General features: G+C 39.7%; 16 protein-coding genes. 7 read left to right on the forward strand and 9 right to left on the reverse strand.

Annotated features, from left to right (window positions below; all coding sequences use genetic code 11):
- Positions 1 to 12 precede the first annotated feature (12 nt).
- Both EV695_RS18210 and EV695_RS18215 read left to right on the forward strand, forming a co-directional pair.
- Complete coding sequence (locus EV695_RS18210) at positions 13 to 792, forward strand: ABC transporter permease (RefSeq protein WP_165874753.1); 780 nt, start codon at positions 13 to 15, stop codon at positions 790 to 792.
- Entirely contained in the window at positions 789 to 1,451 is a 663-nt protein-coding gene (locus EV695_RS18215) for an ABC transporter ATP-binding protein (RefSeq protein ID WP_131907440.1), read from the forward strand. Before EV695_RS18210 ends, EV695_RS18215 begins: the two co-directional genes overlap by 4 nt.
- Here EV695_RS18215 and EV695_RS18220 read toward each other — a convergent pair.
- Entirely contained in the window at positions 1,448 to 2,305 is an 858-nt protein-coding gene (locus EV695_RS18220; protein ID WP_207907150.1) for a CPBP family intramembrane glutamic endopeptidase, read from the reverse strand. The genes EV695_RS18215 and EV695_RS18220 overlap by 4 nt on opposite strands.
- 119 nt (positions 2,306 to 2,424) lie before the next feature.
- Between EV695_RS18220 and EV695_RS18225 the strand changes: the two genes are divergently transcribed.
- The gene (locus tag EV695_RS18225) at positions 2,425 to 2,766 is read left to right on the forward strand and encodes a TusE/DsrC/DsvC family sulfur relay protein (RefSeq protein WP_131907441.1); all 342 of its coding nucleotides are present in this window, start codon (positions 2,425 to 2,427) and stop codon (positions 2,764 to 2,766) included.
- A gap of 123 nt (positions 2,767 to 2,889) precedes the next feature.
- Positions 2,890 to 3,240, forward strand: a complete 351-nt coding sequence (locus tag EV695_RS18230) for a nucleotide pyrophosphohydrolase (RefSeq protein ID WP_131907442.1) — start codon at positions 2,890 to 2,892, stop codon at positions 3,238 to 3,240.
- Between the two features lie 32 nt (positions 3,241 to 3,272).
- Here EV695_RS18230 and EV695_RS18235 read toward each other — a convergent pair whose 3' ends face one another.
- Together EV695_RS18235 and gmk are read right to left on the reverse strand one after the other, a co-directional pair.
- A complete protein-coding gene (locus EV695_RS18235; protein WP_131907443.1) occupies positions 3,273 to 4,286 on the reverse strand; it encodes a hypothetical protein in 1,014 nt (337 codons plus the stop codon).
- A 69-nt stretch (positions 4,287 to 4,355) separates the two neighbouring features.
- Positions 4,356 to 4,973 carry a guanylate kinase gene (gmk, locus tag EV695_RS18240; protein WP_131907444.1) on the reverse strand — a complete coding sequence of 206 codons (618 nt, stop codon included), beginning with the start codon at positions 4,971 to 4,973 and terminating at the stop codon, positions 4,356 to 4,358.
- A 24-nt stretch (positions 4,974 to 4,997) separates the two neighbouring features.
- On the opposite strand from gmk, the gene gloB reads away from it, so the two are divergent.
- A complete protein-coding gene (gloB, locus tag EV695_RS18245) occupies positions 4,998 to 5,813 on the forward strand; it encodes a hydroxyacylglutathione hydrolase (RefSeq protein WP_131907445.1) in 816 nt (271 codons plus the stop codon).
- Positions 5,814 to 5,955: 142 nt separating this feature from the next.
- On the opposite strand, the gene EV695_RS18250 is transcribed toward gloB, so the two are convergent.
- From EV695_RS18250 to EV695_RS18265, 4 genes are all read right to left on the reverse strand, one after another.
- Complete coding sequence (locus tag EV695_RS18250) at positions 5,956 to 6,390, reverse strand: (4Fe-4S)-binding protein (protein WP_131907446.1); 435 nt, start codon at positions 6,388 to 6,390, stop codon at positions 5,956 to 5,958.
- Between the two features lie 48 nt (positions 6,391 to 6,438).
- A complete protein-coding gene (locus EV695_RS18255) occupies positions 6,439 to 7,173 on the reverse strand; it encodes a spermine/spermidine synthase domain-containing protein (RefSeq protein WP_131907447.1) in 735 nt (244 codons plus the stop codon).
- A gap of 88 nt (positions 7,174 to 7,261) precedes the next feature.
- Entirely contained in the window at positions 7,262 to 8,029 is a 768-nt protein-coding gene (locus EV695_RS18260; protein WP_165874754.1) for a substrate-binding periplasmic protein, read from the reverse strand.
- 229 nt (positions 8,030 to 8,258) lie between these two features.
- Positions 8,259 to 8,804 carry a pseudouridine synthase gene (locus tag EV695_RS18265; RefSeq protein WP_131907449.1) on the reverse strand — a complete coding sequence of 182 codons (546 nt, stop codon included), beginning with the start codon at positions 8,802 to 8,804 and terminating at the stop codon, positions 8,259 to 8,261.
- Between the two features lie 55 nt (positions 8,805 to 8,859).
- Between EV695_RS18265 and EV695_RS18270 the strand changes: the two genes are divergently transcribed.
- On the forward strand, positions 8,860 to 10,275 hold the full coding sequence (locus tag EV695_RS18270) for a patatin-like phospholipase family protein (RefSeq protein WP_131907450.1): 1,416 nt from the start codon (positions 8,860 to 8,862) through the stop codon (positions 10,273 to 10,275).
- Positions 10,276 to 10,682: 407 nt separating this feature from the next.
- Positions 10,683 to 12,533, forward strand: a complete 1,851-nt coding sequence (ilvD, locus tag EV695_RS18275; protein ID WP_131907451.1) for a dihydroxy-acid dehydratase — start codon at positions 10,683 to 10,685, stop codon at positions 12,531 to 12,533.
- A 101-nt stretch (positions 12,534 to 12,634) separates the two neighbouring features.
- On the opposite strand, the gene EV695_RS18280 is transcribed toward ilvD, so the two are convergent.
- Positions 12,635 to 13,255, reverse strand: coding sequence for a hypothetical protein (locus EV695_RS18280; protein WP_131907452.1), 621 nt, complete (start codon positions 13,253 to 13,255; stop codon positions 12,635 to 12,637).
- A gap of 198 nt (positions 13,256 to 13,453) precedes the next feature.
- A complete protein-coding gene (locus EV695_RS18285; protein ID WP_131907453.1) occupies positions 13,454 to 14,731 on the reverse strand; it encodes an NAD(P)/FAD-dependent oxidoreductase in 1,278 nt (425 codons plus the stop codon).

The following is a 14,731-nucleotide window of genomic DNA, read 5'->3' on the forward strand; positions in this document are numbered from 1 at the left end:
CTAAACATTGCTATGGAATTTTTAAACGCATTAAACGTACAAGGTAGAGTAATTTCTGCACTCACTTTGCGTGAAACACGAGCTAGATACGGCAATAGCAAACTTGGTTTCTTTTGGGCGTTATTTGAGCCTTTTGCACATGTTGTCGTATTTATCGGTATTTTCTCAGCCCTTGATAGAGCAACTCCGTTAGGAGATAGCATGGGATTATTTATTCTTACCGGCATTATTCCCTGGTTACTCTATAGCAATATAGTTAGCAATGTCATGTCAGGTTTAAGCACAAACAAAGCATTGCTTGGATATCCGCAAGTGATGCCTATAGACATCACCATTTCTCGAGTAGCTCTAGAATTTTCGACATTATTTTTAGTAATGCTATTCTTTTTAGCTATCGCACACTATATGGGCATAAGAATAAGGATAGACAGTTTTCTAGAGATGATGAAACCAACAGGATTAATCATTCTCTTTGGTACTGGTATTGGTTTGATTAATGCAGCTATTATCCCTCACTACCCCTCTTACTCAAGTATATTCAATGCCTTTTCCCGACCTTTATACTTTATTTCAGGAATATTTTTTACAGCTAATTTTCTTTCACCAGAAGTATTCGATTTTGTAGATTTCAACCCACTGATTCATTTAATAGAGTGGTTCAGGTCAGGCTTCTACCCTAGCTTTGAAAGTGATTTGTATGATCCAGAATATGCAGTTTTTATCTGTGTAGGAATATTCACCCTTGGCTTACTCGTCGAAAGATTAAGTAGTAAAAAGGCTCGACAAGTATGATTGAGTTTCGAAATGTAAATAAAGCTTACGATATGGCTAATGGCCAGAATATCGTTCTTAAAAATGTTAACTTCAAGTTTCCTGAAAGAAAAAACATTGGTGTATTAGGGGTTAATGGGGCTGGTAAATCCACTCTCCTAAGATTAATTGCAGGAAGTGAATACCCAGATAGCGGTAGAATAATTCGAAAAGGAAGATATTCATGGCCTTTGGGGTTTACAGGCTCATTTCACCCCTCTCTTACTGGTATTGAAAACCTGCGCTTCGCATGCAGAATCTATAACGCAGATATAAAGTACGTCACTGAGTATGTGAAGGATTTTTCTGAGATTGGCGATTATATCCATGAACCGATTAAAACGTATTCATCGGGCATGCGTTCTCGCCTGGCATTTGCTTTGAGTATGGCAATAGACTTTGAAGTGTATTTGGTTGATGAAATCATGGGGGTTGGAGATCAGGGCTTCCAGCAAAAATGTAAAGAAGCTTTTGCCGCTAAAAGAGAAAACTCAAGCATCATTATGGTTTCGCATAGCATGGCAACCATCAAAGAATACAGCGATGTCGCACTTCTACTGACTGGCGATAATTTAGAAATTCATGACGATGTAGATCACGCTATTGAACTCTATAATGTTTTAACAACCGCTTCTACCTAAGGAAGCAACTGCTGAGGCAGTCCTTTAGTCTGCAACAACGCAGCTATATCCATACTCAGAGCAATCGACACATGTACTGCGACACCTCCCCAGATGGATCGTGTATGCAGCGCTAAAACACCCAAAAACAATCCAAAGAATATTGCACCACTCGCTTCCAACCAAGGTTTTGAGAGATGTATCATCATATAAGGCACAATCATCACGAAAATAGCGTTCACGCCAAACGTTGGGCGGCAGGCTTGTATGATAAAACCACGAAAGAAAAATTCTACACAGACAAACTGAAGTAAATACAAGATTTCCCATGCGACCAAATCAAACCAGCTTCTATGAGCAAGCTTATAAAAAGGGTAATGATTAGTAAAATCATCCCGAAAGCTTACGATTACAACAAAGGAAAGGATCGGGGCTGCAAGCAATACATACCATTTAATATCCCGTCTTAATCGTCCCACTCCAAGCCCATAATTCGTCAAGGGCTCTTTTAATAAATATTTAATCGTCACAACAGGTATCAATACAAAAGCAACTAAATGCCATATAGCCCACCACGCTTGTGTCACCAACGGAAAGAATGTTTGTCGACGCAACTCCAGCACTTTTGCTGCTGGATTATCTGAAAACTGATCAAACCATAAATTCAATGTCGCATAGAAAGCCGTATTAAATTTAAGGTAATGTAATAACAAAACACAAAACGCAACGACCACTAGAACGATTGCAGGTCTTTTATCCCAGGCGACAGAATTAACAGGGGCAATCTTTTCAGTTGATCCTTTACCCCCCTCTTTTGAAAAGGATTGCTTATGAATAGACAGTAAAAGATTTAGGAAATTTTCAATTAACTTCATTTTGTCATTGTATCCGAAAATACCCGTATAAAATTAATCATAAGTATCAATTTTGTTATCTATTAGTATTTAATGATATACTACAATACAAATTATATTTAACTTTCAAAGGGCACATTATGGAAATCGAAGTAGAAGGCAAAACAATACAACTTAGCGAAGCAGGCTGGTTAGAAGACCTTAGCGAGTGGTCCGAAGCCATTGCAGAAAAGATTGCAACAGAAGTGGAAGGTATCGACGAGCTTACTCCCGAACACTGGGACATCATTAACCTCACTCGTAAAGCATTTTACGATAACGGTCAGGTTGCTGAACCACGTAAATTTATGAAAATGATGAAAGAAGAGTTTGGTAAAGATCGCTCATCAAATAAGTATATCTTTAGCTTCTTCCCTAAAGGTGGATTGATTAAATCAGCCAATAAAGTAGCTGGGCTACCAAGACCTAAAGGTTGCAGTTGATTTTAACTGTTATATTTAACCCTTAGAGTTAAAAAAAGATTCAAATAGCCAGTCGTTGAAAAACCACTGGCTTTTTTAGTGGTGTTAATTTGCTATGATACTTTTATTTTATAGAAGTTAAGCATGTCAGCAGAAATAGAATCTCTAAAACTTAAATTACGCGAGTTTGCCGAAGAGCGTGACTGGGATCAATTCCACTCACCGAAGAATTTTTCTATGGCAATGATTGTAGAATGCGCCGAATTAGTTGAACATTTTCAATGGCTGACGGACGAACAAAGCAAAAATCTTTCTACCGAAACCCTGGATGAAGTAAGTCTGGAAATGGCTGATATTTTTATTTATCTGATTCGACTGGCAGATAAATTAGATGTGGATCTTGTAAAAACAGCAAAACGAAAAATGATTCTAAATGCTGAAAAGTACCCTATTGAAAAGTCTAAAGGCTTAGCAACTAAATATAACAAATTATAAAAATATTTCCTTCACTACATAGCCACAAAGTTTCAGGATACCTTATTATTCACCACCTTAGTCAACCCTTCTACAATAACTGCAGAGTTACGCAAGCGCCATTTACCTAGCAACTTAACCAAATTGGAATAGTTTGATCCTGATTTATGAAAATCGTAGACGGAAATCCATCGATGTAGCATCTGATAAAGAAACACAAAAAGAAAAAAGTCCCTTGCTTTTTGCTCTTTAGGATACTTATACGCATCAAGAACGAGGTTAAATATTTCCCATAAATCTGGCGACTTACGCATATCCGCTTTGGTAAGCATGTTGAAGTAGTTTATGCATATATAATTTAACATTTGAGCCATATCATCTGCAATTGGGGCCGAATTCGCTCCCCCAATATCAATACCAACCACATGGTTTTCATTAATTATTATATTACTGAGATTCAAATCCCCATGTAAATCCGCATGTAAAACTTTATAGTCATAAAAGCAATTCGCATAGCGGTTTAAAGCTTTAAACCCAGCTATGAATATCGGATTCTTTTTGCATAACTCTTCCGTGTGTAGTTTTTCACAGTGTGATTCGATATTAGTTGAGTAACGCAAGTTATCAACAATGCTGAGCTTTAGATTAGCATTCTCGTGATAATATCGAAGCCATTGGAAGCCGACTTTAATGTTATTTTGTATTGGGCCCTTTCTTAAACAATTTTCCCAGAGAATTTCTCTTAAATTCTTACCTGAAATCCATTCCATCAGAAAACAGTTATCATCCTGAAAAAAACCATAAGGTTCAGGTACACGATATTTTCCGTTGTCTATGTTAATAGCCAAAGAGAAACGCTCAATAGCAGCGAAATGGTGCCTGCTTCTTGGGCTTTGATCGTTACGATATACTTTTAAAGCGACGTCTTTTGGAAAATCTTTACTGGAAAATCTATAGACAATTGCTTCAGTAGAATTAATTTCAGGGTGATTTATTTCCCAATCCTGTGCCTTGGTTTTTTCTCTAAGATAACTAATTATTTTATTTTTTAATGTTTCAGTTATCATATTTTAGTTACAGACAAATAATAACTCAGGATATCTTAATTAGGCTTCAACAAATAGAATTGATAAACTTTATTTATTAGCCAAGCCTTCAAGCAATGATTTATTTCTTAACTTCTGTCTTTCTAAAGTAGTTCGATTAGCAATAAATATACTCTTAAGTGTTTCTACTGATTCATCAAAATCATCATTGATCACAACATAATCAAATTCCGAATAATGCTGTATGTCATCAACGGATTGCCCCAATCGTTTAGCAATCACATCGTCGCTATCTGTTCCTCTTCCTCGTAAACGCTTTTCTAGCTCTTCTTTGGATGGAGGTAAAATAAAAATAGACAAACAACCGGGCATTAAGTCTCTGACTTGTTGTGCTCCCTGCCAATCAATTTCCAGAATGACATCAACACCTTTATTGAGAATTTCATCTACTGATTTTTTAGCCGTTCCGTAGTGATTACCAAACACATTTGCGTGCTCCAAGAAATCACCATTATGTACACCATTGAGGAAGGTATCAGCATCGATAAAATGATAATGTTTGCCATCAATCTCGCCTTCACGGGCTTTACGAGTTGTATGAGAAACGGCCATTTCAGCACCTTCCAATGTTTCCAATAACTTAGTTATCAAACTGGTTTTCCCTGCTCCCGAAGGTGCAGAAATAATGTATAGTGTTCCCGTACTCATTTACCACTCTCAAAATTAATTATTATGTCGTCTAAGAATCGTATTATCACTGTCCCAGCTTTTTCTGACAACTATATCTGGCTTATTTGTGATGAAAACCAACAATACGCCGCGATCGTCGATCCAGGAGATGCAACTCCTGTCATTAAAGCCTTGGAAAAAGACAAAATTCAACCCGTCGCTATTCTCATTACTCACTTTCATGCAGATCATGTTGGTGGTATCGGCAAACTACTGGAAAAATACCCAAATCTGTCGGTATATGGCCCCGCAAGCGAACGCATCCCGCATATTACTCACCCACTTCAAGGTGGTGAAACAATACACATAAACCAAATTAACACCGATTTTCAGGTGATGAATGTACACGGCCATACTGCTGGACATATCGCTTATTACACCCATGAAGATAGCGCAGATAAAACTGGTGAAGGACGTCTCTTTTGTGGAGACACTTTATTTGCCGCAGGCTGTGGGCGAGTATTCAACGGAACCAAAAAAGACCTTCATGATTCTTTAGAAAAAATATCAAAACTACCTGAAAACACCCTGATTTACTGTGCTCATGAATATACGTTAGATAACATCGGTTTTGCCAAGTGGGTAGAACCAGATAACGAAAAACTTATTTCACGAGAAAGTGATGCAATAGCCTTAAGAGAAAACGGCGAGACGACTGTTCCGTCGCGACTCTCGTTAGAATTAGAAACAAATCCGTTTCTTCGAACACATTTACCCAAAGTCGTTAAAAGAGTTTCTGAATTTGCCGGAAAACCCTTAGAAAACTCTACAGAAGTATTTACCGCAATGCGTACCTGGAAAGATACAGAATACGATTAATAACCTTTTAACGATTGGTCACCCCCCTACTTATAGGGGGTTATTTCATTAAGCCACTAAGCATAATCCCTTTGTCAGGACTAACCAGATACTCAGTATTGTTTTTACCCATCAACTGATAAGCACAACCAAGACCTTAAAATTAAGTATCAAACTCAATTTTATTATGGCTACCATCACAATAAGGTTTGTTAGCAGAAGCACCACAACGACATAAGGCAGTCATACCTTCTTTCGTAACCTCTTCCCCATCGGGCATGGTTATTGTTAAATTTCCTTCCACTAGTAATGGGCCACCTTTGGTTACTTTCACTTTCGTAGCAGTATCTTTATCTTGCGTGTTCATTTGCGTGGAGATCTCCTTTTTTTGTTGTATCGATAGTGCCCCAGATGGACACTTCCCTACCTGTGCGACAACCTCATCTTCTGAACTGCCATCCAAGGTTACCCATGGTCTATTATTGGGGTTAAAGACCTGAGGTAATTGATGAAAACATATTTTAGAATGCGAACATTTAGCTGGTTGCCAGACCACAGTAATATTATCCGTAGAATAATGTTTAATAACTTCTGACATAAATTTCTCCTCAAGACATGGTGAGTAAATCACAAAATATCAAAACAACTACCGAACGATTGCTGTATACACATAATTACTGGACGTTTCTTGCGTATAAGGGTTAGGAAACGAAACCAAATGAGACCTAACATCAGCAAAAACACTTTCAAGAAACTGGATAAAGTTGTCACTCGCTTTAACGTCCGACCAAAGTGCAAATACACCACCCTGATTTATTTTATTGGCTAAAGAAGACAAACCCTTGCTGGTATAAAAGGAAGCATTCCCCGGGGATAACAAAAAGCTGGGCGAATGATCGATATCCAATAATACAGCATCTACTTTTTGATCCTGATTAGCTTTACCAAAGCCCCGAGTATCTGCACTCGCAATAGCGAAGAAATCTCCCAACACCAACTCACAACGAGAATCAGCCATGAGCTCCTCACCTAAAGGCACCAAGCCTTTTTCATGCCATTCAATCACTGGCGGCATCACGTCGATTACTTTCAAGGTTGCAACAGAACTATGCTCTAGCGCCGCTGCTGCCGTATAACCGAGCCCCAAACCGCCGACGATGACATCTAGTGACTTATCATCAAACGTATCGCCAAGCGCGGCTAAACCAAGGTGAGAGAGTTGTACTTCTGCTTCGACAAACAGACTCGACATCAAAAACTCTTCATTCATCTTAACTTCGTAAATGAGTTTATTTTCCAGACGAGGCTCTGAACGCTTTCTTAAGCTAATTTCGCCAAGCGGCGTATGTTGAAAATCGAGTTCTTCAAAGATAAGAGACAAAGTTAAATCCTAATGCTTAATAGGCTTTCATTATTTGCGCTCTATGCACTTATCGCAAGTAAATACGTATGAATAAAAAAAACCTATGTTAATTCCAGTCATCCAATCCATAATTTTCTAGAATTGTTTTAAGCTCTCCTGACGCTCTTAGCCTTCTTAAACCTGCATCAAATATCTCTGTGTATTCTTTTGCTCGAGGGTTTTCAGGGGAAAAAGCAATATACATTGATTCACTATTCAAACAGCCCGCTTTTCTGAAATTAGAAGTCTTTCCCGTTTCTTTAATGTGATAATCCAATGTGTACTGCTCATCTAAAATCGCAGTAATACGACCCATAGCAAGTTTATTGAAATTCATATCAATCCAGTTAGTTTGATAGGATGGCTGAACTAATAAGCTATTATCTTTATGTTTATCAATATAGTCCTGAACTTCAGCACTCACGACATTACCTTCAAGATAACCCAGAGTCACTTTCTCTAAAGAATCCACCCCTGAATAATTCCATTTACTCCCTGCTAAAGTATAAAAACACCACTTGAGCTCACCGATACTCTCCTCGGGAAACATCAAACCTGGGGCTTCTTTCTTTCCCGGAGATAAAAGAGCATCAAGCCTTCCCGCGGTTGCTTCGGTAATAGCTCTAGCCCAAGGCATAAAAAGGTAGTCAAACTTAATGCCCTGTTTATTGAAAATCAGATTGATTATGTCGAGTTCATAGCCAGGTCTTTTCGAGTGAGGTATTTCAGAATGGTCGTCTTCCATACAAGAGTAAGGACACCAATCATCAAAATTGACTCTGATAGTTTCAGCAGCGGCAGGGGTAATAGAACTTGATAAAAAAAGCGATGTCATAAAAACTAGTTTCATCATCGATATTTGCATTACTTATTAGCGTCCCTTAAATGGCTTGTTTATTCGTTTCTTTTTATTTATTAGATGATACAGCACACAAATCGAAAGCGGAAATCATAACGCTGACCTGAATTTACATCTATTTATCAAATACCTAGTAACATACAAATTTAGCAAGATTTAAATCAGCCTAATAGTTATATTAGTGTTTAACAAAGTCTTCTCAGTATTAAGCTATTTCAAACGTTTTACATTTACCATTATCAAGCCCATCTATCGTCCAGGAACCCACCCGATACCGAATTAAACGTAATGTTGGATAACCTATTGCTGCTGTCATCCGTCTAACCTGTCGGTTTCTACCTTCACTAATGGTAATTTCCAACCAGCTATCCGGAATAGTCTTACGAACACGTACTGGCGGATCCCGCTCCCACAATAAATAAGGCTCTGGAATAATTTTGATTTTTGCTGGCATGGTCATGCCATCTTTGAGATCTACGCCTTCTCGTAGCTTATCCAGGTCAGACTGCTCCGGCTCTCCTTCCACCTGAACCCAATAGGTTTTAGACATTTTATGTTTTGGGCTGGCGATTCGGTTTTGAAGTTTTCCATCATTGGTTAACACCAATAAACCTTCACTATCACGATCAAGACGTCCTGCGGCATAAACACCTTTTTCTTTGATGTAATCAGCCAGAGTCGCACGCCCTTCACTATCAGTAAATTGGGTTAAAACACCGAAGGGTTTATTGAATAGAATTATTTTTGACATAAAGATAAACTAACACACAAAGCTAAAAAATATTTAAGAGACTACTTTAACCACTATGTCACAAATAACAACACTAAGCCGCATAAGAAAAATATTCACAGCTAAGCCGCTATACATAATTTTCAGCGGACTATTTCTTAGTGCTTGTAGCGTTACTTCCCCAAAAATGAACGAGCCCCTGAAGGCTAAATCAAGTTCAGAATTATCAGCATTAGGTTCAGAATCAAAAAACCAACGATCTGATGAGCTTTCTTTGTTTATGGCATTTTCAGGTGGCGGAACCCGTTCTGCAGCATTGTCATACGGCGTTCTAAAAAAATTACGTGACACTAAAATCAACATCGGCAACAAACAACGCCGCTTACTGGATGAAGTCGACATGATTTCATCGGTATCTGGAGGAAGTTTCACCTCAGCGTATTATGGCTTATTTGGTGATGGTATTTTTAAAGATTTTGAGAAGAAAGTCCTTAAGAGAAAAATCCAGACCGAATTACTCAATCTTTCATTATTTAGCCCAAAGTCCTGGATTCGTTTAGCGCCGGCGCTGTTTGAACGTAGCGATCTAGCCGCAGAATATTATCACCAGACAATTTTCAAAAAGAAACATTTTGGCGATATGCGCCCCGATGCTCCTTTTATTGTTATCAATGCGACAGACTTGTCATTGGGCCAAGGCTTTTCTTTTACTGGCTATCATTTCAGCTGGATCTGCTCAGATTTAAATAGCTATCCGATATCTCGTGCCGTTGCAGCGTCCTCAGCTGTACCCGTGGTTTTCTCTCCTATCACTCTGGAGAATCACGCGGGTAGTTGCAAGTTTTCACCTATCGTCTGGGATGTTCAAAAGCGCAATAGAAACAAAGTGAAAAATAAGCAAAAGCGTTATAAAGATGCACTTAGGGTTAAAAACTACCGCGATAATAAAAAGTTAAAATACCTGCATTTAGTGGATGGTGGAGTCGCTGATAACCTGGGCATACGCTCTATTCTGGATATCATTTCGTTCCATAACGACAGCATGTGGAGTGCGATGAAAACCTACGGCATGCAGAATACCAAGAAGATGGTTTTTATCAGCGTAAATGCCGCCAGCTTTCAAAACCCCATTATTGCGACCCGAAAGCGAGCGCCTTCAACGGTTGATGTGATTGATACCACCACCACAATCCAATCCAATAAGTACAACACGGAGACTATTGACTTATTAACGAGCAAATTCCCTGTCTGGAAAAAACAGGTACAAACAGCGCGCTGTCGAGAAAAGCCCAGTAAAGACTGCGCCAATATAGAGTTCCAATTGATTGAAATTAACCTTGAAGACCTGCGACCCTCGGAACTCAAAGCATTAGGAATCGTTCCCACTGCTCTCGAGTTACCGAATAAAACCGTAGACCAACTAGAAGATGCTGGCATGAAATTAATGCAACGTTCGAAGAGCTTTCAAACATTTATCAATGGGTTTAAGTAACGGGTTTAAGTAAGACATTCAATACTAAAAGTCACCCCCCTACTTTGGGGCACTTTTTTAAAAGCATTACCAAACAGCTGCTTCAAAGCCAGCTAGAAAGGAGACATCAACGCTTCTGCCGATATAATAATGGTCGCTGCAAGCATCACGCTTATGATCAATATAGGTAAGATTGAAAGTTTCATGATTAGCTCCTTTGTCATTCGTTACCGTGGCTATTGCTGTCTGAATAATATATTGGATTCTCTACGCCGATTCCGTGAAATTCATCACATTTTCACAACAGATTCGCGAATAATTCAAAAGGTCACCCCCCTACTTTCAACGGCTTTTTTAAAGACTATTTCCAAAGACCCTAATTCAGCGTTAAAATAGCTCTCTATCATTTAATCGAGAGAAGAATCCCCATGCCAGAGTATCGTTCACGTACATCCACCCACGGCCGTAATATGGCTGGAGCCAGAGCCCTATGGCGTGCTACTGGTATGCAAGATGGCGATTTCAGCAAGCCCATCATCGCTATTGCAAATTCATTCACACAGTTTGTGCCTGGTCATGTTCATCTGAAAGACATGGGTCAACTTGTTGCACGCGAAATAGAAAAAGCGGGCGGCGTCGCAAAAGAATTCAATACCATTGCTGTTGATGATGGTATAGCGATGGGTCACGATGGCATGCTTTACAGCCTTCCTTCACGCGAGATTATTTCCGATTCAGTAGAGTACATGGTAAACGCACATTGTGCGGATGCTTTAGTCTGTATTTCTAACTGTGACAAAATCACACCAGGCATGTTAAACGCTGCCTTACGCTTGAATATCCCCGTAATATTTGTATCTGGTGGACCAATGGAATCTGGCAAGGCCGTTATTCAGGAGCAAGTTGTAAAGCTTGATCTGGTTGATGCCATGGTTTCAGCAGCCGATGACAATGTCTCTGATGATGACGTGTTTAAAACAGAAGTTTCAGCCTGTCCTACCTGCGGATCTTGTTCAGGTATGTTTACCGCAAACTCAATGAACTGTTTGACCGAAGCCTTAGGCTTATCATTGCCAGGTAATGGATCAATGCTGGCAACGCATTCAGATCGTGAGCAGTTATTCTTGGAAGCAGCTCGCCAGATCATGGTGCTTACAAAGCGTTATTACGAAGAAGATGACGAGACCGCACTACCACGCAACATTGCTAACTTCAAAGCGTTTGAAAATGCAATGAGCCTCGATATCACCATGGGTGGTTCGACCAATACTGTTCTGCATTTACTTGCTGCAGCTCATGAAGCTAAAGTTGATTTCACCATGGACGATATGGATCGTTTATCTCGCTCAGTGCCTAATTTGAGCAAAGTAGCACCCGCAACTCAGCTATACCACATGGAAGATGTGCATCGCGCTGGCGGTGTTTTCAGAATTCTGGGGGAGCTAGACCGAGGCGGCATGCTACACACTGAATGTAATACTGTTCACGCTCGTACTATGGGCGAAGCACTGGAAAAGTGGGACATCGCACGTAACCCATCTGAAGAAGTACAAACTTTCTATAAAGCGGCTCCGGGAAATGTGCGTACTGTGCATGCGTTTAGTCAAAGCAAACGCTGGGATGATCTTGATATCGACAAAGTCGGTGGATGTATTCGTGATGTTGAGCACGCTTACTCAAAAGATGGCGGTTTAGCCGTACTCTACGGCAATATCGCAGAAGACGGTTGTATCGTAAAGACTGCAGGTGTTGATGAGCATATCTTGACTTTTAAAGGGCGCGCACGTGTTTATGAATCTCAAGACGATGCAGTAACGGCAATCCTTGCAGATGAAATCGTTGAAGGCGATATCGTTGTTATTCTTTATGAAGGACCAAAAGGTGGACCGGGCATGCAGGAAATGCTGTATCCAACCAGTTACCTAAAATCAAAAGGTCTTGGCAAAGCTTGTGCGTTGATCACTGACGGTCGTTTCTCAGGCGGTACATCGGGTTTATCTATTGGACACGCGTCACCAGAAGCAGCTGAAGGCGGAGCGATTGGATTAGTCGAAGAAGGAGATACGATTGATATCGACATTCCGAACCGTAAAATTTCACTTCGTATTTCTGACGATGAGCTGCAACAGCGCCGTGACGCAATGGATGCCAAAGGCAGCGCAGGCTGGAAAGCAGGTCCTCGTCCTAGAAACGTTACCCAGGCACTAAGAGCTTATGCGGCGATGGCGACATCTGCAGCAAAAGGGGCAGTTAGAGATGTTTCTCAAGTTGAGAAGTAACAGCTTCTAAATCCATTATCCCATTGCTCAAGATGCCACTAAAATGGTGGCATCTTGAATTCTTGCGAATCTATCCTCAAGGAAATTCTCGCTAGATAAACTTATTTCCATATATTCGTTGAAGGTTTACCTTCTAATTCTAGAACTGGACCTAGATCTTCTCCTCCATCATCCAATGACCTACAGCCTATCCCACATATCTCCCCCGGAGATAAACTTGGAGTAGACATACAATCAAGAACACCAACTGGCTCTATAGTAGAATAGTAATCACAAATAGAGCCTTCATAAGGACCAGCACTTAAAATATTAATCGTTTGTGTTGGAGTAAGGCTATTTTCAAAGTGGTATGCCTGATAATTCTCCAAAGCTATTGGGGTATTAAAAGTAATAATAGGAGTATTTGCGAACCCTGCCTTTGCATCACTTACAAGCTTAATTCCACTACCACCAAAGCCAAAAGCGCTGACTCCTATTAACATAACAAAAAACTTATTAGCATTTGAGCCTTTTTGTCGAGTAACTTTAAAAGCGACAACAAAAAGCAAAAGACTTAATACAATTAACATCGTACCACTTAAACTAGGAACTGCTGTAGGAGATGCAAGACTAAATGTGATACTGCCACCTCCAGTAGTACCGGCTAAAACTGAGGACGTGGTTATTGTTGAAATTAAAAAAATCAAATGTAACTTATACAGTAATGCTGAAAATCTTCTCATATTTATTTCCCTTTTTTATACTTGCTATTAAAACTCCGTTATTTTTTATTTTTATTTTGATACGAATATAGAAGAATCATTTAGCAATAGCAAACCAGTACACCATAAATTTAGAATTCTTCATTTTCTTACTATAGTGAATGTTTATTATGATCAAAGACCTGTTAAATTAAATCTCTTCAACAAAGAACGATATAGTCAAAACCTATTCACTGAAAAACTACTCAATACATCTTTAAAATCAGCCAGTGTTTGATTGCTTTTATCACCATCAATCAACGCCGTAATAATTTTTGCTGATATGGGTGCTTGCGTTAATCCCAAATGTTGATGACCAAAGACCATGCCAATTTGAGGGTGTTCCGGGTGTAAGTCGATAACTGGCAAAGAATCTGGCAATGTTGAGCGATTACCCATCCATTTACTGGGCTGTTGTTTATCAGCATCAAAATTTGGGATTATTGCATTGATATGCTTACTTAAGGTGTCATAACGCTTTGCAACGGGTTTTGAATCTACATTGGCAAACTCGGCAAAACCGGTGATTCGCATTCCGGTTTTGAGTGGCGTTAACATCACATGCCTATCAGCCGACATAATCAATCGCTTAAATTTAACCGGACTTTCTGGAAACGTTAAGTGATAACCTCGTTCGGCTACCAGCGGAATATCCAGCCCCAGCTGTTCAAGTAGTTTTTTACTCCAGACTCCCGCGCAAACCACTAATTTATCAAAGTCAAAATCACCACTGGAGGTAGATAAACCAACGCGTTGATTAGGCGTAGAGATTTGCTTCACTTCTGATTGTTTAAAATTCCCACCTTGCTGTACAAAGCGATCAAATAGAGCGACTGCCGTTTCGTAGGGGTCTAATAATTGCACGGATTCTGGGCAATAAAGCGCATGTTTAATATCACGCGATAACGCGGGCTCTTTCTCAAATACAGCTGCGTCTTTTAAGATTTCACACTCAATACCCTGTGCTTGTAGTGCTTTCTGGCAGTTTTCTGCTTGCTTGATACTTGAAGACTTTTCCCAAACCTGAAGATAACCACTTTTACGCACCATTTCTTCGCAGTTAGATCTATTTAATAACGATTTCCAGGCATTTATGGAATGTTTATTTAAAGCGACGATGGCTTTTCGGCTTTTATCTTGTCGTGAACTAGCCACCTCTTTTAGAAACTTAATGCTCCACGGGATAAAGGACAACAAGTGATCGGGGGTAACTTTTAATGCCGCATTTTCACTAAAAAGTTGCTTCACCGCAGAGACGATATTCCCCACTGTAGCCTGAGGATCGATGAGCTCTATGGCAAGGAAGCTGGCATTACCATAGGAAGTCTCAGTTGCTGGCTCGGTTTTATCAAATAACGTAACCTGATAACCAGCTTCCTGTAATTCGAGCGCTGTAGTAATACCAATAATACCACTACCGACAATCGCAACAGTGCCTTTCGGTTGGTCTTGATTCAT

The organism is Cocleimonas flava (assembly GCF_004339015.1).
In the GTDB taxonomy this organism is placed as follows: Bacteria; Pseudomonadota; Gammaproteobacteria; order Thiotrichales; family Thiotrichaceae; genus Cocleimonas; species Cocleimonas flava.